Genomic DNA, 17,488 nt, shown 5'->3' on the forward strand with positions numbered 1-17,488 from the left:
TGATGGGCGCATGACCGGCCCGTTCGCGCTGCGCCGCTTCCAGGCCGAGGCCTTCGCCGCCGTCGAGCAGGCGCGCGCTGCCGGTCGGAGCCGGTCCTGGGTGTCGCTGCCGCCCGGCGCGGGCAAGACCGTGCTCGGGACGGAGCTGGTGGCCGGACGGCTCGCCGCCGAGGGGCGTCGGGCTGTCGTGCTCGCGCCCAACACGGCGATCCAAGCGCAGTGGATCGCGACCTGGGCGCGCTACGGCGTCGGCCCCGCGAGCCCGGAGCGCGACCTCGCCGCCGACGTGACCGTCCTGACCTACCAGGCGATCGCGACCTTCTCCCCGGACGACGAGGACGACGACGCGGAGGCGTCGGCAGGTGGGTCGGGTCCGCTCGTGGACCGGCTGCACGAGAACGGACGCGCGCTCGTGGCCGCACTGCGCGAGGCCGGTCCGCTGACCGTCGTGCTCGATGAGTGCCACCACCTCCTCGAGACCTGGGGCGCCCTGCTGCGCGAGGTGCTCGACCCGCTCGAGGACGTGCTGGTCCTCGGTCTCACAGCCACGCCGCCGGGCGTGCTCACCCGTCGACAGGCCGAGCAGGTCGAGGAGCTGTTCGGCGACCTCGCCTACCAGGCCTCGATCCCCGCGGCGGTCCGCGAGGGCGACCTCGCCCCGTTCGCGGAGCTGGCCTGGCTGGTGCGGCCCTCCGCCGAGGAGGAGGCGTGGCTCGCGTCGTCGGCCGTGCGGTTCGCCGAGCTGACGACGGAGCTCCTGAGCCCCGGGTACGGCTCCGTGCCGCTGCTGACCTGGTTCGACCGGAGGATCGGCGAGCTGCCCGTCCCGTGGACCACGTTCGAGCGCGACGAGCCGGCCCTGGCCACGGCGGTGCTCCGGCTCGTGCACGCCGACCTGCTCGACCTCCCGCGCGACGCCGTCCTGCGCGAGCAGCATCGCACCGACCTGACCGCCGAGGACTGGGCGCGGCTCGTCGACGACTGGGTGCGCGGCTGCCTCGCCCGCAGCGACGTCGACGCCGACCGCAGCGTGCTCGAGGACCTGCGCCGGGCCATGCCCGGCATCGGGTTCCGCGTCACGCGGCGTGGGGTCAGCGGGGCGGGGTCCCCGGTCGACCGCGTGCTCTCGCGCAGCGCCGGCAAGATGCGGGCGGCCGCCGCGGTGCTGCAGGCCGAGCGGGACGCGCTGGGCGAGCGGCTGCGCGCGGTCGTCGTCTGCGACCACGAGCGAGCCTCACCCACGTCGTCACTCGTGCTCCGCGACGCCCCCGCCGAGCACGGGTCGGCGCTGGAGGTCATGGACGCCCTCCTCGGCGGCGGCTTCGAGCCGGTGCTGCTCACCGGACGCACCGTCGCGGCCGGGGACGCCACGGCGCGGCGTCTCGTCGAGGTGCTGGGCCGGATCGCCCCGGACCTCGAGCTGCGCACCGAGCCGCTCGAGGGCGCCGAGGACCGGCTCCACCGTCTCGTCGGCCCATGGACCAGCCGACGGTGGACGCCGCTGGTCACGCGGGCCTTCCAGGACGGCCACTGCGACGTGCTCGTCGGCACCCGCGCCCTGCTCGGCGAGGGCTGGGACGCGCCGCGGGTCTCGACGCTGGTCGACCTGTCCACCGCGTCGACGACGTCGGCCGTGACCCAGACGCGCGGTCGGGCGCTGCGCACCGACCCGACCTGGCCCGACAAGGTCGCCACGACGTGGAGCGTCGTCTGCGTCGCCCCAGAGCACCCGGGCGGCGACTCCGACTGGCGCCGCTTCGTGCGCAAGCACGACGGCTACTTCGGCGTCGACGACGACGGTCAGGTCGTCTCCGGCGTCGCGCACGTGGACGCCCGCTTCTCGCCCTTCGTCCCGCCCGATCCCGACCTGTTCGACGTCGTCGCGCTCGACATGACGCAACGCGCTGGGGAGCGCGACGTCGTGCGGGCCCGCTGGCGCGTCGGCGAGCCGTACCGCGACGAGGTCCGGCGAGCGATCCGCGTGCGCCCGGACGACGTCGGGCGGAGCGACGGCGCGGAACCCGCGACGATGCCCGCACCCGAGCCACCATGGGCGCGGATCGGCGAGGACGGTGTCGTGTCCACCGGCCGTTCCGCACGGCTGGAGCCGTGGGACGCCGCGCGCGAGGCCGCCCGCGACCCGGGCCTCGCGGCCCACGCGTGGGTCGTGGCCGACGCCATGTCCCAGGGCGGTCTCGGCGGCCCCGGGGCGGTGGGGGTGCGTGCGGTGGTCGACGCGACCGGCACGTATCGGTTCGAGCTGGACGCCGATGCGGCCACGGCGTCGACCTTCGTCGACCTCCTGGAGGAGCTGCTGGGGCCCCTCGTCGCGCCTCGGTGGCTGGTCGCGCGTCACCAGGCGCCGCCGCCTACCGCAGGCACGGGCTGGCGCGTGCTGCTCGGCCGTGCTCGACCTGTGGCGCGCACCTGGTACGCCGTGCCGACGGAGCTGGCGCGCAACGTCGCACGGCGCCGCGCGTTCGAGCACGCCTGGGCGCGGTGGTTCGGCCCGGCGACGGTCGTCGCGTCGACGTCGGCCGCGGGGGAGGCGGCGCTGACGTCGGCCTACGGCACCACCCCGCTCGACGTCGTGACGCTGCTGCGCTCCAGCTGGTCCTGAACGCGCGTCCGCAGGTCGGAGGTCCGCGGGCGAGCCGGACGCTGCGTCCTAGACTGGCGACATGCCTCCCGTCAACCAGGGTCTCTTCACGCTCGAGTTCCCGCAGTCGCTCGGCGTCTACGACGACTACGCCACGGCGCAGAAGGTCGTCGACCACCTGTCCGACCAGGAGTTCCCCGTCCAGAACCTCCTCGTCGTCGGCACCGACCTCAAGCAGGTCGAGCGTGTCACCGGGCGACTCACCACCAGCCGCGTGGCCGGCGCCGGTGCCGCCTCGGGCGCATGGCTCGGCGTGTTCGTCGGCCTGCTGCTGAGCCTCTTCAGCAGCGAGAGCACCCTGCTGCAGAGCGTCGTCGGCGGGCTCGGCATCGGCATCGTGTTCGGCGTGGTCTGGGCTCTGCTCGGCTACGCCGCCACCCGCGGCCGTCGCGACTTCAGCTCCGTCAGCAGCGTCGTGGCCACGAAGTACGAGGTGCTGGTCGAGCACAAGCACCGCGCGCGGGCGCAGGAGCTCATCGCCGATCTGCCCGAGGCGCGCCAGAACCCCTTCGCCTGACCGTCCCGCGGCCCCGCGCCGTGCCCCTCCGCCCCGCCGACGGCGGTGGGGCGCCACCCAGGAGAGCCATGACCAAGACCAACCCCGGCAACTTCTTCGAGGACTTCCACGTCGGGCAGGTGATCGAGCACGCGACGCCCCGCACGATCACCGACGGTGACCGCGCGCTGTACGGCGCCATCTACCCGACCCGGTTCGCGATCCCGTCGTCGGCGGAGTTCGCCGCCTCCGTGGGTCTCGCCGAGCACCCCGTCGAGGACCTGGTGGCGTTCCACGTCGCGTTCGGCAAGACCGTGCCCGACGTCTCGCTCAACGCCGTCGCGAACCTCGGCTACGCCGAGTGCCGATTCCACCGTCCGGTGCTCACCGGCGACACGCTGCGCACGAGCTCGGAGGTCATCGGCCTCAAGCAGAACTCCAACGGCCGCACGGGCGTCGTCTACGTCCGCTCGACCGCCACCAACCAGCGGGGCGAGGTCGCGCTCGACTGGGTGCGCTGGGTCATGGTGCACAAACGTGACGCCGACGCACCCGCCCCGGAGACCGTGGTGCCCGAGGTGGCCGACGTCGTCGCGCCCGACGACCTCGTGCTGCCCGCCGGCCTGGACTTCTCGGCCTACGACACCACCGCGGCCGGCGAGCCGCACCGCTTCGACGACTACACGGTCGGCGAGACCATCGACCACGTCGACGGCGTCACGCTCAGCGAGTCCGAGCACATGATGGCCACCCGGCTGTGGCAGAACACGGCCAAGGTGCACTTCAACACCGAGGCCCGCCCCGACGGTCGACGACTCGTGTACGGCGGCCACGTGATCTCGCTGGCCCGTGCCCTGTCCTTCAACGGGCTGGCGAACGCGCAGCTCGTCGCCGCGATCAACGCCGGCTCGCACGTGGCGCCCGCGTTCGCCGGCGACACCGTGTACGCCTGGTCGGAGGTGCTCGACAAGGCCGCCCCGGCAGCCTGGGAGGGCACCGGGGTGGGGGCCCTGCGGCTGCGGCTCGTCGCCACCAAGGGACGCGACGAGACGACGACGCTGCGCGGTGACGACGGGAAGTACGCCGAGGGCGTGCTGCTCGACCTCGACCTCTGGGCCCTGGTGCCGCGCTGATGGGTGCCACCCTGGTCCTGGTGCGGCACGGGCAGACCGAGTGGAGCCTGGCGGGTCGGCACACGGGCCGCACCGACATCGAGCTGACCGCGGCGGGCGAGGCGACGGCGAAGGCCCTCGCTCCCGCGCTGGCGGACGTCGACTTCGACCTCGTGCTCACCAGTCCCCGGCTCCGCGCGCGACGCACGGCCGCGCTGGCCGGCTTCACGGAGGCGACGGTCGAGGACGACCTCGCCGAGTGGGACTACGGCGACTACGAGGGACTCACGACGCCGCAGATCCGCGAGTCGGTGCCGGGCTGGACCATCTGGGACCACCCGGTGCCAGGTGGCGAGACCCCCGACAAGGTGGGGGCCCGGCTCGACCGGGTGGTCGAGCGCGTGCGCGCGACGGGCGGCCGGGTGCTCGTCTTCGCCCACGGGCACAGCCTGCGGGTGCTGGCGGCGCGCTGGCTGGGCCTGCCCGTGCAGGACGGGCGCATCTTCGACCTCGACACCGCCACCTACTCCGTGCTGGGCGACGACCGGGGCCAGCCCGTGGTGCAGCGCTGGAACGTCGGTCCGACCCTCTAGCCTGACCTCGTGAGGATCGATCTCCACACCCACTCCAACCGTTCCGACGGCACCGACACTCCCGCCGAGCTGGTGGCCAACGCGGCGCTCGCCGGGCTCGACGTCGTGGCGCTGACCGACCACGACGCGACCACCGGCTGGGACGAGGCGCGTGCTGCAGGCGAGCGGGAGGGTGTCGTGGTGGTGCCGGGCATCGAGATCTCCACGACGTTCCACGGCGAGAGCGTGCACCTGCTGGGCTACGCCTTCGACCCGGCGCACCCGCCCCTGGTCGAGGAGCTGGAGCGGGTGCTGGGGGGCCGTGACCAGCGCCTGCCGCGCATCCTCGCCCGGCTGGCCGAGCACGGCATCGACATCACCGAGGAGGACGTCGCGCTGCAGTCGGGAGCCGCGGCGGCGTCGGGTCGTCCGCACATCGCCGACGCGATGGTCGCGAAGGGCTACATCGGCCACCGCGACGAGGCGTTCCAGGGCTGGCTGAACAGTCGCGGCCGCGCGTACGTCGAGCGCTACGCCGCTCCGCTGCTCGGCGCGGTGCGGCTGCTGAAGGACGCCGGCGGCCAGGCGGTGGTCGCCCACCCGTGGTCGCGTGGCAGCGACCGCGTGCTCACGGCCGACGCCTTCGAGGAGCTGGCGGCCCTCGGCCTCGACGGCATCGAGGTCGACCACGTCGACCACGACGACGTCGCCCGCCGCGGCCTGCGCGACGTCGCCCGCGCCCTCGACCTCGTCGTCACCGGCTCCAGCGACTACCACGGGACGGGCAAGTCGTCCGCCTTCCACCTCGGCGCCAACCTCACCGACCCGGGGGAGTACGAGCGCCTCCTCGGCTGACCCCTCGGCGGTGGATCCGCCACCTCCTGAGCGCTCGTGAGGTGGCAGAACCACCGCTGGGGAGGCTGAAGGCGGCAAGGGTTCTCCCTTCTCGTGGACCGTGCCGCGAGAAGGGAGAATCTCGTGTCTCCCCAACGCAAAGGGGACCCAGGATTCTTCGTTCACGCGGGCGAGGCCGAACGCTTCTGCCTTCACGACGGGATCCCGTAGCAAACGCAGCATCCTTGGCCCTGTGACGCGCGAACGCAGAATCCTGCGTCCACCCCAGCACCCATCCACAGCCCGAGACCCCAGACCAGCGCCGTCGCCAGTCGCCCGGTCGAGGCCCTCTCGGAGCGCAGGCCGGCGAGGAGCCGGGCCGACGTGCCGGCAGATCGACGAGAGCTCGACGAAGGCTCTTGAGCATCTGCTCAAACTCTGTCATGCTTCAACTGAGCAACCGCTCAAAAAAGGAGGCACGCATGGACACCCCGACGACCACCCGACCGCCCACCGGCACCGACGTGATCTGTCGCGTCTGGCTGGGAGGACTGTGCTGGGGCCCGGTGACGGCCGCGGGGGTGGTGCTCGGCTGGATGGTGTCCGGGGCCGTCCTCGACGGAGTCAGCGTCGCCGACCTCGACGAAGGGGTGGCGATGCTGCTGATCCTGATGGTCGTCGCCGTACCGATCGGGCTGCTCACCGGACTCGTGGCGGGCCTGCTCGCCGGCCTGCTGCTCGTCGCCGTCCGCCCGCTCGGCGACGTCGCGCCCTGGCTCGTCTGCGCCGTCACCCTGGTTGGACTGGCCCTTGCGTGCAGCGCCTTCACCGGACCCGGGAACGAGTTCACCTTCGTCCTCGCCGTCCCGGTCTGCCTGCTCTCCGCCTGGCCGGTGCTCCACACGCTCCGGAAGGCGCTGCGCCCCACGACGGCACGTCGATGACGTCGTCGACCACGCGGCTAGGCTCGGTGCGTGAGCGACGACCCCCGCACGCTGGCCACCCGGCGCCGACTCCTCGACGCCACGATGCAGACCATCCGCGAGCAGGGCATGGCGAAGCTGTCGGCCCGCACCATCGCCGCCACCGGCAGCGTGAACCAGGCGCTGGTCTTCTACCACTTCGGCACCGTCGACGGGCTCGTCGCCGAGGCCTGCCACGTGCTCACCAGCGAGCGGGTCGACCGGCACCGGCCCGCGCTCGACGCGGTCACCACCTGGGCCGGCCTCATCGACGTCGCCGAGCAGGTGCGTGCCGACGAGCGCGAGGAGGGCAACGTGGCCGTCCTCGGCCAGATCCTTGCCGCGTCCCACGGCAACGCCGACCTCGCGACCGCCGCGGGTCGGGCGATCGGGCTCTGGACCGGCGCGGTCCGCCCCACGCTCGAGCGGCTGCTCGCGACGTCACCCGTGGGCGAGCTGTTCGACGCCGACGTGCTCACCGACCTCGCCGCGTCGGCCTTCGTCGGCATCGAGCTCATGGAGCCCACCCGGACCGGGGAGGGCCGGCCGGCCGACGACCCGCTCGCCCGTCTGCGGCCCGTCGCCGAGCTGCTCGACGGCCTCGGACCCATCGCCCGCCGCGCCGTCCGCAGCGTGCTCCGCGGCACCCAGCGCACCTGACCCCCACCCCCCACTCCCGCCCACTTTTGGACTCTTGCGAGGCACTCCGGCGACCTCGAGTGCCCCGCAAGTGTCCAAAAGTCGGGGGATGGGGGCGGGTCAGCCGGTCTCGCCGAACTGCTCCACGCGGATCGCGTCGGACGGGAACGCCTGCTCGCGCAGCAGCCGCGTGGCGTAGCCGACGAACCCGACCGACCCGCACACGAACGCCGCCTCGACGTCGTCGAGCAGCGGCGCGACCTCGTCGGGGTAGGGCGGGGCGGCCACGCGCGCCCCGAGGTTCTCGCGCGTGAGCGCCACGAACGCGCCCGACGCCAGCAGCTCGTCGGCATAGGGGAGGCGGTCCAGCGACTTCGCCACCGCCACCACCCGCAACGCGTCAGGGTTCCCGGTGCCGATCGCGTGCCGCAGCATCGAGACCATCGGCACCACGCCCGACCCGCCGGCGAACGCCAGCGCGCGCTCGCGACCGTCCCAGGTGAACCAGCGGCCGATCGGCCCGCGCACCTCGAACGTGTCGCCCACCTGCACCTCGTCGTGCAGGAAGCCCGACACCTCGCCGTCGTCCATCCGCTCGACCATCAGCTCCACCAGCCGGTCTCCCGGGGCCGACGCCGTCGAGTACGACCGCTGCGCGGTGTAGCCGTCCTCCGCGCGCAGCCGCACGACGTAGTGCTGACCGGCGCGGTGCGGCGCCGGGTCCGGCAGCTCCAGACGCAGCCGCACGAAGCCCTCCGTCGGGTGGTCCTTCGCGCGCACCGTCGCCAGCTGCCAGCCCGTGCCACCGGGGTTCTCGACGACAGGGTCGGGCCCCGCGGGCTGACTGCTCACGGGTCCCCCTGGTAGCGCTGCTCGAGCCACGGGTCGCCACGGTCGTGGTAGCCGCCACGCTCCCAGAACCCGGGCTCGTCGTGGTCGAGGAGCTCCAGACGGGTCAGCCACTTCGCCGACTTCCAGAAGTACAGGTGCGGCACGAGCAGACGCACGGGGCCGCCGTGGTCGGCCGTCAGCGGCTCGCCGTCGGCCTCCCAGACCACCCAGGCGCGGTCGCTGCGCACGTCGTCGAGCGGCAGGTTGGTCGTGTACCCCGACGCGGTGTGCGCGACCACGTGCGTCGCGTCGGAGGCGACGCCGCAGACGTCGAGCAGCGTCTCGACGCTGACGCCGGTGAACGCGGTGTCGAACCGCGACCACGTCGTGACGCAGTGGATGTCGACGGTGCTCGTCGCGTGCGGCAGGGCGCGCAACGCCGACCAGTCCCAGGTCTGCGACTCGAGCACGGCGCCGTCGACCGTCAGCGTCCAGCGGTCGAGGTCGACCTGCGGGGTCGGCTCCGCGGAGAGCACGGGCCACTGCCGGCCCGCGTCGTACTGGCCGGGCGGGAGTCGGTCGGACTGCGCGGGCCGGCGACGGCCGACGAAGCCGCGCGTGACGGGTGCGTCGCTCATGAGAGGTCCTCCAGGAACGGGAGCCAGGCAGCGGCGAGACCCACCGGGTTCTCGACGGCGGGGGAGTGGTCGGCGCCGGGAACCACCTGCACGGTGGTCCCCAGTCGTGCCGCGAGGTCGTCCTGCACGGCGTGCGGCCACGCGTCGTCTCCGGCGCCTCGGCCCACCCACGCGGGGAGACCGGTGGCCGCGACCTCGGCGACCCGGTCCGGGGCGTCGAGCAGGTGCTGGGTCAGTGCGCGCAGCCCGACCCTCGAGTTCGTCTCGAACCGGCGCAGCAGGAACGCCTCGATCTCGGGCGGGTGCGTGCCGAGGCTCGACGCCTTCAGCGCGCGGTACACGTCGCCGATCGGCTCCGGTCCGTCGAGCCGTGCGACGAGCTCGTCGAGGGGCCGCTCGGGGCTCGCGCCGAGCGCGGCGGGACCGGTGCACAGCAGGCTCAGGCTCGCCCATCGTGCGGTGTGCTCGATCGCCGCCGTCTGCGCCACGAGCCCACCGAAGGAGTGGCCCAGCAGGTGCACGGGCGTCGTGCCGAGGGTCTCGGCGAGGGCGGCTGCGTCGGCGGCGAGAGCACCGAGCGAGAAGTCGTCGGCGTCGTCCGCGCTCGTCTCGTGCTGTCCGCGCTGGTCGTACGCCGTCACCGAGAATCCTGCGCCCGCGACGAGCGGGAGCAGCGGCGTGAAGTCCTCCTTGCTGCCCGTCCAGCCGGGCACCAGCAGCACGTGGGCCCGCGGGTGCTCGACCTGCGCGTGGTGCACGGCGAAGCGCCCGCGCGGGGTCTGCACGGTCGCGGCGACCACGCCGGGCGGGAGGTCGAGGGAGCGCGGCGTGCTCATCGTCCGCGCTTGGCGGCGCGGGCCACGAGCGACGTCGGGGCGTGCCGGGCCAGGGTCGCGAGCACCTTGTAGCGCAGGCTCGGGATCGACACCGTGCGGCCGCGCTCGAGGTCGGCGAGCGCGGCGGCCACGAGCTTGTCGCTGTTCAGCCACATCCAGCGGGGCACGCCCGAGATGTCCATGTCGGCGCGCTGGTGGAACTCCGTGCGCACGAAGCCGGGACACAGCACCATGACGCGCACGCCCGACGACGCGTAGTGCCAGTCGGCCCACTGCGACAGGTTCACCAGCCACGCCTTGTGGGCGGAGTAGGTCCCGCGCGGGGTGAAGGCGGCGACGCTCGCGACGTTGACCACCTGGCCGCGACCGCGCCCGACCATCGACTTGATCGCCGTGTCCATGAGGTGCATCGGCGCCCGCACGAGCAGGTCGAGCTGACGGTCCTCGTCGGCGACGTCGGTGGTGCCGAACCAGCCCGCGAGCGACGCGCCGGCGTTGTTCACCAGCAGGTCGACGGGTGCGGTGCTGCTGGCGAGGGCGGCCTCGGCCGCCGCCAGTCCGTCCGCGGTGGTCAGGTCGGCCACGACGACGTCGGCCTGCACGCCGTGCGCACCGCGCAGCTCGGTGGCCAGCTGCTCCAGACGCTGCTCGTCGCGCGCGAGCAGCACGACGTCGTCGCCCCGGGCGGCGAGGGCGCGGGCGAAGGACAGGCCGATGCCGGCCGTGGCGCCGGTGACGAGAGCGCGGGTCATGTCGTCAGCATGCCATGTCGTCACGGTGGCGGACGTCGCAGCCACGAGGCGGTCCCCGGTGGCATGATGTGCCGCGTGACGACGACGATCTCCGTGGTGAACCAGAAGGGTGGCGTCGGCAAGACGACCACCGTCGCCTCCCTCGGCGCGGCGTTCGCCGAGCTCGGCAAGCGCGTGCTGCTCGTCGACCTCGACCCGCAGGGCGGCCTGACGTTCTCCCTGGGCATCGACCCCGAGGACGTCGACGTGACCGTCGGGGAGGTGCTGCTCGGCAAGGCCAAGCCGGCCGACGCGATCGTCGTCACCGAGGACGGCATGCACCTGCTGCCGTCGAACGTCACGGTCACGCAGGCCGAGGAGGCGCTCGTCAGCCGCACCGGGCGCGAGCAGCGGCTGCGCGTCGCGCTCGACAAGGTCGCCGACGACTACGACCTCGTCGTCATCGACTGCCCACCCACGCTCGGCGTGCTCACGGTCGGCGCGCTCTCGGCGTCGCAGAAGGTCGTCATCCCGCTGCAGGCGGAGACCCTGTCGCACCGCGGCGTGCTGCAGCTGCTCGACACCGTCCACGACGTCAAGCAGTTCATCAACTCCGAGCTCGAGGTCGCCGGCGTGCTGCCGACGATGTTCGACGGGCGCACCAACCACGCCCGCGCCGTGCTCGCCTCCATCGAGGAGCAGTTCGAGCTGCCCGTCCTGAGCCCGCCGATCCCGAAGTCGATCCGGTTCGCCGAGGCGCCCGCGATCGGCCGCTCCATCCTCAGCGTCCACAAGAACCACAAGGGCGCCGACGCGTACCGCGAGGTGGCGCAGAGCCTGCTCTGAGCCGGCACGACGAAGGGCCCCACGCCGCGGCGTGGGGCCCTTCGTCGTGGTGCGGGTCAGTCCGCCGAGGCGGGTGCCGTCTCGCTCGAGGCGGTCTGGGTGCCGTTCTGGCCCTCGACCTTCTGGCCGCCGCGGGTGCGACGGCGACGACGGTTCCGGCTGCGGCTCGAGCCGGTGCCCTCGCCGCCCTGGCCGTCCTTGGCCTGCGCGTCCTGCGGCTGGTCGGTGCGGGGACCGGAGGAGCGCTCGCCCTGCGGACGTCCGCCGCCCTGCCCGCGTCCGCCCTGGCCGTCGCGGCCACGTCCGCCGCCCTGCCCGCGACCGCCCTGGCCACCGCGTCCGCCGCGGTCGCCGTCCTTGCGGGGCTCCTTCGGCGACGGCGGCTTGAGCCGGCCCTTGACGGACCGGTCGATGCCGAGGTCGTGGAACAGGTGGTCCGACGTCGAGTACGTCTCCTGCGGGTCCGCGAACGGCAGGTCGAGCTCGGCGTTGATCAGCTTCCAGCGCGACAGGTCGGCCCAGTCGACGAAGGTGACCGCGATGCCCGAGGCGCCGGCGCGACCCGTGCGACCGATGCGGTGCACGTACGTCTTGTGGTCCTCGGGGCAGTTGTAGTTGATGACGTGGCTGATGTTCGCGACGTCGATGCCGCGGGCCGCGACGTCGGTGGCGACCAGCACGTCGACCTTGCCGTCACGGAAGCCCTGCAGCGCCTTCTCGCGTGCGCCCTGCGCCATGTCGCCGTGCAGGGGCGAGGCGGGGAAGCCGCGGTCGATGAGGTCGTCGGCCACACGCTGCGCCGTGCGCTTCGTGCGCGTGAAGATGATGACGCGCTGCACGTCCTCAGCCTGCAGGATGCGGGCGATGACCTCGGGCTTGTCGAGCTCGTGGGCCTGCCACACGAACTGCGCCGTGGCGGGGACCGTGTGGTTCTCCTCCGGTGACTCGGCGCGGATGTTCATCGGGTGGCGCATGTGCTTGCGCGCCAGCGACACGATCGCGCCCGGCATCGTGGCCGAGAACAGCATCGTCTGGCGGGTCTCGGGCGTCTTGGCGAGGATCGCCTCGACGTCGGGCAGGAAGCCGAGGTCGAGCATCTCGTCGGCCTCGTCGAGCACGAGCGACTTCACGTGAGAGAGGTCGAGCGCGCGACGGTTGGCGAGGTCGAGGATGCGCCCGGGGGTGCCGACGACGATGTCGACACCCTTCTCGAGCGCCTCGAGCTGGCCCTCGTAGGGCACGCCGCCGTAGATCGTGAGGTTGCGGGTGCCGCGGTTCGCGGACGCCGTCTTGATGTCGTTGGCCACCTGCAGCGCGAGCTCGCGGGTGGGCGCGACGACCAGGGCCTGCGGCTTGCCGGGAGCCGCCAGCTGGTCGTAGTCGGGGTCGTGCGGGGCGACGGTGCGCTGGATGACCGGGATGGAGAAGGCCAGCGTCTTGCCCGTGCCGGTGCGCGCCTGACCGATGAGGTCGGTGCCCATCAGCGCGACGGAGAGGGTCATCTCCTGGATGGGGAACGGGCTGCTGATGCCGACGGCGTCGAGCGCGTCGGCGATCTCGGGCATGACGCCCAAGTCGGTGAACGTGGTCACAGGATCTCGAATTCGTGAGGGAACAAAGGGTTCTCGGGTCGAGTCGTGAGGCGGCGTCGACGACGGTGCGTCCGAGAGCTCACGACGGAGATACGGCCCCAAGGGCACCACCAGGGTACCGGTTGGGACGTGCGTCCCGGGAATCAGGAGCCGAGTGGCGGGGGAGCGCTACGCTGCGGCGCATGGCCCACCACGCAGAGTCGAGCGACCCGTCGGCCCCGAAGGACGCAGCCGCACCCCCGGACGACACGCCCGCGGCACCGGTCGCCAGCGCCCTCGACGACCCCGAGTACCGCCGCGGGGTCGTCGAGCTGCTCGGCGTCCTCGCCTTCGGTGAGATCAGCGCCTGCGAGCGGCTCGTCGCCGACTCCCAGATGGCCCCCGACCTGCGCAGCAAGGTCGAGGTCGCGACCATGGCCGCCGCCGAGTTCGACCACTTCGAGGTGCTGCGCGACCGCCTCGTCGAGATGGGCGAGGACCCCTTCGACGCCATGGAGCCGTTCGCCGCCACCTTCGGCGACTTCCACCGCAAGACCAAGCCCGCCGACTTCCTCGAGGGCCTGGTCAAGGCCTTCGTCGGCGACGGGCTGGCCGCCGACTTCTACCGCGAGATCGCCGCCTACCTCGACCCCGTCACGCGCACGACCGTCATCGACACCCTCAGCGGCACCGGGCACTCGGAGTTCGTCGTCGAGCAGGTGCGCGCCGCGATCGAGGCCGATCCCCGCGTCGGCGGCCGGCTCGCCCTGTGGGGACGTCGGCTCATGGGCGAGGCCCTCCGCCAGGCCCAGACGCTCGTCGCCGAGCGTGACGCGCTGAGCGCCGTCCTCGTCGGGGGCGTGGAGACCCCCGGACTCGACCTCACCGCCATCTCGCGCATGTTCACCCGCATCACCGAGGCGCACACGGAACGCATGGCCCGCCTCGGCCTGGCCGCATAGGTCGCCCCGCCCCGCCCTCTTGTCCCGCTGGGCGGTAGGTGGCGCGCGCCTCGGCCGTGCTGGCGGTAGGTGACCCGCGGAACGGGCAGCGTTTGCCGCGCGCGACCTACCGCCCCGGGCGAGGATTCGCGCGCCACCTACCGCTCGGCGGGGCGCGGGCGGTCCTCGACGTCGGGGTCAGCCGCGCACGTGCGTGAGGATCCAGTCGATGAACGGCTTGCCCGCACGCCAGTCGGCGCGCACGTGGTCGAGCAGCTCCGCGGTGTGCACGTACGGGGCGAACCCGTGCTCGCGACCGAGCGTCAGCGAGCGGTGCCGCAGGAGGTCGATGCGGGGGTGGTCGGCCGACCAGCCGCGCGGAGCGGTCTTCACCGCGTCGCCCCCGACCGTCCAGCCCTGGCGCTCGACCCGGCCGAGGATCCGCTGCAGCCCCACCCCGAACGTCTCGTGGTCCACGGCCTCCCGGAACGACGCCAGCCGCGCCGGCGGGGCCTGGTAGAACCCGACGCCGGTGCGCACGCCGGGCGCGCCGACCTGCACGTAGTAGCCGGTCGACGGGGCGACGGCTACGAACGCCCCCTGGTGCGTCTTGTACGGCGTCTTGTCCTTCGCGAACCGGACGTCGCGGTAGGGCCGGAAGATCTTGGCGGGTCCGAACTCGTCCTCCAGCGCCGCCGTGAGCGCGACCATCGGCGCCTTGACGGCCTCGTCGTAGACGTGCCGGTGCTCCTCCCAGAACGTCTTCGTGTTGTCGACCTCGAGGTCGTCGTAGAAGTCGAGCGCGGCGACGGGAAAGCCTGCGAAGGTCACGGGTGCGAGCCTAGGCCGGGGCTGCGGGTGCCACCGCGTGGCAGCACCCGCGAGCCGAGGACCTCAGTTCTCCTGCGTGACCGCGCCGAAGCCGACCTTGCGGCCGGTGTCGGCGACGAAGTACAGGTAGGCGACCTTGTCGGCCGGCACGGCGACCGTGCGGTCCTTGTCGTCGGTGAGGCTGAAGACGGTCTCGTCCTTCAGCGCGGAGTCGAGCTTCGCGAGCACCGTGTCGGGCGCCTCGCTGGTCTCGACGGACAGCTCGCGGGCGGCGTTCTGGACGCCGATCTTGACCTCCATGGTCGGTCCTCTCTGACGTGCGGGTGGGCGGGTGGGAGAAGGGGCTACTCGGCGCCGTCGGCGTCGGTGACGTCGCGCGGGAACCCGCCGATGCCCCGCCAGGCGAGCCGCCCGACGAGACGCACGGCGTCCTGCTGCGACAGCGACGACGCCTCGGCCAGCCAGTTGCGGGCGCCGACGTGGCCCATGCCGACCAGGCTCACGGCGAGGAGGTAGGCGGCGTCCTGCGGCAGGCCGGTGTCCTCGCGGATGACCTCGGCGATCGCCAGCGCCGACTCGCGCACGACCCGGTCGACCTGCTCGCGCACGTCGGGGTCGTTGGTCAGGTCGGACTCGAAGACCAGCCGGAACGCCGCGCCCTGGTCGGCGACGTACTGGTACCAGAGCTGCATCGTCGCCTCGACGCGGTGACGGTTGTCCTGCGTGGAGGCGAGGGCGCGCTTGATGTCGTCGACGACCTCGTCGCAGGAGGACTCCAGCAGCGCCAGGTAGAGGTCGAGCTTGCCGGGGAAGTGCTGGTACACGACCGGCTTGGAGACGCCCGCGCGCTCGGCGATCTCGTCCATCGACGCGGCGTGGTAGCCCTGCTCGACGAAGACCTCGAGTGCGACCTCCAGCAGCTGGGCGCGGCGGGCGCGGCGCGGCAGTCGGCCGGCGCGCGTGCGCAGGATCGGGGTCTCGCTCACCCGCACAGCCTAGTGCCCGGTCCCCACACGCTCGTCGGCGAGCACCCCGTGTCGGCGCGAGGCGTCCACGGGACGGACGTCGGTACCGCATGTCGGACGGTCGGGGAACAATGGACGACACGACCGGCGTTGTGCCGGACGTCCCCTTCACCGTCACTGCGAGGAGCAGCCGTGGTCGCCCCCATCGTGGAACCCGCCGACGAACTGACCATCGACGAGGTCCGTCGCTACAGCCGGCACCTGATCATCCCCGACGTCGGGATGGACGGGCAGAAGCGGCTCAAGAACGCCAAGGTGCTCGTGATCGGCGCGGGCGGGCTCGGCTCGCCGGCCCTGCTGTACCTCGCGGCCGCCGGCGTCGGCACGCTCGGCATCATCGACGACGACGTCGTCGACGAGTCGAACCTGCAGCGCCAGGTCATCCACGGACAGTCCGACATCGACCGGCCCAAGGCCGTCAGCGCCGCCGAGTCGGTCGCCGAGGTCAACCCGTACGTGAAGACGATCGTGCACGAGGCGCGTCTGGACAACGACAACGTCCTCGACATCTTCAGCCAGTACGACCTCATCGTCGACGGCACCGACAACTTCGCCACGCGCTACCTCGTCAACGACGCCGCCGTGATCCTCGGCAAGCCGTACGTGTGGGGCTCGATCTACCGCTTCGAGGGCCAGGTGTCGGTCTTCTGGGCGCAGGAGGGGCCGCAGTACCGCGACCTCTACCCGGAGCCGCCGCCGCCCGGCATGGTCCCGTCGTGCGCCGAGGGCGGCGTGCTCGGCGTCCTGTGCGCGTCGATCGGGTCGATCATGGTCACCGAGGCGATCAAGCTGATCACCGGCATCGGCGACCCGCTCATCGGCCGTCTGATGGTCTACGACGCACTCGAGATGCGGTACACGACGCTGAAGATCCAGCGCGACCCCGAGGGCGAGCTGCCGACCGAGCTGCTCAGCGACTACGAGGCGTTCTGCGGTGCGATCAGCGACGAGGCCGCTGACGCCGCGGCCGGGTCGACGATCTCCGTCGCCCAGCTCGACGGGTGGCTGAAGGAGCGGGGCGACGGCGGACGCGACTTCGTGCTCGTCGACGTCCGAGAGCCGGTCGAGCGCGACATCAACCACATCCCCGGCTCGATCCTCATCCCCAAGGGCGACTTCCTCAACGGCAAGGCGCTCTCGGAGCTCCCCGACGACAAGCAGATCGTGCTGCACTGCAAGTCGGGCGTCCGCTCCGCCGAGGCCCTCGCCGTCCTCAAGGGCGCCGGCTTCAAGGACGCCGTCCACGTCGCCGGCGGCGTCGTGGCCTGGGTCGACCAGATCGACCCCAGCCAGCCGTCGTACTGACCCACCCCGACGCCGCGAAACGGGTGCCTCGAGCACCCGCCCGCGGCGTCGGTGCGTGTGGGGGGCGTGCGCTGGCGCGGGGGTGTGGGCTTCGTGGTGCGCTGGCGCGGGGGGTCTGGGTTTGCTGGTGCGCTGCCTGCGGGGGTCTCGTCGTGGTGGTGCGCTGCCTCGGCTGGCGCTGGGTGTGGTCTCCGCCAGGGCCTCGACCGGGCGGCTGGCGGCGGCGCTGGTCTGGGGTCTCGGGCCGTGGCCCGCGTGGGACGCAGGAATCTGCGTTCGTGCGTGGGACTCCGAGGCTTCTGCCTTGGCTACGGGATCCCGTCACCGACGCAGAAGCGTTGGACCTCGAGCGCGTGAAGGAAGAATCGTGGGTGCCCTTGGGGGTGGGGTGGGTAGTGCTTCTTCCTTCTCGTGGCACGGTCCACGAGAAGGGAGAACTTCTGCCACGTCTGGCCCCGTCGGCGGTGGATTCTCCACCTGTTCAGCGCTGAGAAGGTGGCAGATCCACCGCGGACGACGATTCGGTGGCAGACCCACCGCTCGACCCTCGAGACGAACCCACAGCCCGGGACCCCGGACCAGCGCCGTCGCCAGCCGCCCGGTCGAGGCCCTTGCGGAGCGCAGGACGAGTCGAAGCCGCGCCAGCGCAGCCGCAGGTC

The 17,488-nt window shown here is 72.7% G+C and carries 18 protein-coding genes; 10 read left to right on the top strand and 8 right to left on the bottom strand.

The window, feature by feature from the left end:
• Positions 1 to 10 precede the first annotated feature (10 nt).
• The 7 genes from Aeryth_RS05795 (at position 11) to Aeryth_RS05825 (ending at position 7,295) form a co-directional block, all read left to right on the top strand.
• Positions 11 to 2,620, top strand: coding sequence for a DEAD/DEAH box helicase family protein (locus Aeryth_RS05795; RefSeq protein ID WP_067855828.1), 2,610 nt, complete (start codon positions 11 to 13; stop codon positions 2,618 to 2,620).
• A gap of 61 nt (positions 2,621 to 2,681) precedes the next feature.
• Positions 2,682 to 3,176, top strand: a complete 495-nt coding sequence (locus Aeryth_RS05800) for a YflT domain-containing protein (protein ID WP_067855831.1) — start codon at positions 2,682 to 2,684, stop codon at positions 3,174 to 3,176.
• A 68-nt stretch (positions 3,177 to 3,244) separates the two neighbouring features.
• A complete protein-coding gene (locus tag Aeryth_RS05805; RefSeq protein WP_067855834.1) occupies positions 3,245 to 4,288 on the top strand; it encodes a MaoC family dehydratase in 1,044 nt (347 codons plus the stop codon).
• Positions 4,288 to 4,860: a histidine phosphatase family protein gene (locus Aeryth_RS05810; protein WP_067855837.1), complete on the top strand. Its 573-nt coding sequence runs from the start codon at positions 4,288 to 4,290 to the stop codon at positions 4,858 to 4,860. The genes Aeryth_RS05805 and Aeryth_RS05810 overlap by 1 nt, the downstream gene beginning before the upstream one ends.
• A 9-nt stretch (positions 4,861 to 4,869) precedes the next feature.
• Positions 4,870 to 5,694: a PHP domain-containing protein gene (locus Aeryth_RS05815; RefSeq protein WP_067855840.1), complete on the top strand. Its 825-nt coding sequence runs from the start codon at positions 4,870 to 4,872 to the stop codon at positions 5,692 to 5,694.
• Positions 5,695 to 6,155: 461 nt separating this feature from the next.
• The gene (locus tag Aeryth_RS05820; RefSeq protein WP_067855843.1) at positions 6,156 to 6,617 is read left to right on the top strand and encodes a hypothetical protein; all 462 of its coding nucleotides are present in this window, start codon (positions 6,156 to 6,158) and stop codon (positions 6,615 to 6,617) included.
• Between the two features lie 30 nt (positions 6,618 to 6,647).
• The gene (locus Aeryth_RS05825; RefSeq protein ID WP_067855846.1) at positions 6,648 to 7,295 is read left to right on the top strand and encodes a TetR/AcrR family transcriptional regulator; all 648 of its coding nucleotides are present in this window, start codon (positions 6,648 to 6,650) and stop codon (positions 7,293 to 7,295) included.
• A gap of 99 nt (positions 7,296 to 7,394) precedes the next feature.
• Here Aeryth_RS05825 and Aeryth_RS05830 read toward each other — a convergent pair whose 3' ends face one another.
• The 4 genes from Aeryth_RS05830 to Aeryth_RS05845 are packed head-to-tail and all read right to left on the bottom strand — an operon-like array spanning position 7,395 to position 10,331.
• Positions 7,395 to 8,126, bottom strand: coding sequence for an FAD-binding oxidoreductase (locus Aeryth_RS05830; RefSeq protein WP_236749832.1), 732 nt, complete (start codon positions 8,124 to 8,126; stop codon positions 7,395 to 7,397).
• On the bottom strand, positions 8,123 to 8,743 hold the full coding sequence (locus Aeryth_RS05835; protein ID WP_067855848.1) for a sulfite oxidase-like oxidoreductase: 621 nt from the start codon (positions 8,741 to 8,743) through the stop codon (positions 8,123 to 8,125). The genes Aeryth_RS05830 and Aeryth_RS05835 overlap by 4 nt, the downstream gene beginning before the upstream one ends.
• Positions 8,740 to 9,579: an alpha/beta fold hydrolase gene (locus tag Aeryth_RS05840; RefSeq protein WP_067855851.1), complete on the bottom strand. Its 840-nt coding sequence runs from the start codon at positions 9,577 to 9,579 to the stop codon at positions 8,740 to 8,742. The genes Aeryth_RS05835 and Aeryth_RS05840 overlap by 4 nt, the downstream gene beginning before the upstream one ends.
• Positions 9,576 to 10,331, bottom strand: coding sequence for an SDR family NAD(P)-dependent oxidoreductase (locus Aeryth_RS05845; protein WP_067855854.1), 756 nt, complete (start codon positions 10,329 to 10,331; stop codon positions 9,576 to 9,578). The genes Aeryth_RS05840 and Aeryth_RS05845 overlap by 4 nt, the downstream gene beginning before the upstream one ends.
• Before the next feature lie 66 nt (positions 10,332 to 10,397).
• On the opposite strand from Aeryth_RS05845, the gene Aeryth_RS05850 reads away from it, so the two are divergent.
• Positions 10,398 to 11,156, top strand: coding sequence for a ParA family protein (locus Aeryth_RS05850; RefSeq protein ID WP_067861414.1), 759 nt, complete (start codon positions 10,398 to 10,400; stop codon positions 11,154 to 11,156).
• A gap of 56 nt (positions 11,157 to 11,212) precedes the next feature.
• Here Aeryth_RS05850 and Aeryth_RS05855 read toward each other — a convergent pair whose 3' ends face one another.
• Positions 11,213 to 12,721, bottom strand: coding sequence for a DEAD/DEAH box helicase (locus Aeryth_RS05855; protein WP_083516583.1), 1,509 nt, complete (start codon positions 12,719 to 12,721; stop codon positions 11,213 to 11,215).
• A 209-nt stretch (positions 12,722 to 12,930) separates the two neighbouring features.
• Here Aeryth_RS05855 and Aeryth_RS05860 point away from each other — a divergent pair, with 209 nt between their 5' ends.
• A complete protein-coding gene (locus Aeryth_RS05860; protein WP_067855857.1) occupies positions 12,931 to 13,689 on the top strand; it encodes a ferritin-like fold-containing protein in 759 nt (252 codons plus the stop codon).
• Positions 13,690 to 13,866: 177 nt separating this feature from the next.
• Here Aeryth_RS05860 and Aeryth_RS05865 read toward each other — a convergent pair whose 3' ends face one another.
• The 3 genes from Aeryth_RS05865 to Aeryth_RS05875 all read right to left on the bottom strand — a co-directional run bounded on the left by Aeryth_RS05865 (position 13,867) and on the right by Aeryth_RS05875 (position 15,485).
• On the bottom strand, positions 13,867 to 14,499 hold the full coding sequence (locus Aeryth_RS05865) for a DUF2461 domain-containing protein (RefSeq protein WP_067855860.1): 633 nt from the start codon (positions 14,497 to 14,499) through the stop codon (positions 13,867 to 13,869).
• A gap of 63 nt (positions 14,500 to 14,562) precedes the next feature.
• A complete protein-coding gene (locus tag Aeryth_RS05870) occupies positions 14,563 to 14,799 on the bottom strand; it encodes a DUF3107 domain-containing protein (protein WP_067855863.1) in 237 nt (78 codons plus the stop codon).
• A gap of 44 nt (positions 14,800 to 14,843) precedes the next feature.
• Positions 14,844 to 15,485, bottom strand: a complete 642-nt coding sequence (locus Aeryth_RS05875; RefSeq protein ID WP_370186822.1) for a TetR/AcrR family transcriptional regulator — start codon at positions 15,483 to 15,485, stop codon at positions 14,844 to 14,846.
• A gap of 171 nt (positions 15,486 to 15,656) precedes the next feature.
• Here Aeryth_RS05875 and moeZ point away from each other — a divergent pair, with 171 nt between their 5' ends.
• Entirely contained in the window at positions 15,657 to 16,829 is a 1,173-nt protein-coding gene (gene moeZ / locus Aeryth_RS05880) for an adenylyltransferase/sulfurtransferase MoeZ (RefSeq protein WP_067855869.1), read from the top strand.
• Positions 16,830 to 17,488: the final 659 nt, after the last annotated feature.

The sequence above is a fragment of the Aeromicrobium erythreum genome (assembly GCF_001509405.1).
GTDB lineage: Bacteria > Actinomycetota > Actinomycetes > Propionibacteriales > Nocardioidaceae > Aeromicrobium > Aeromicrobium erythreum.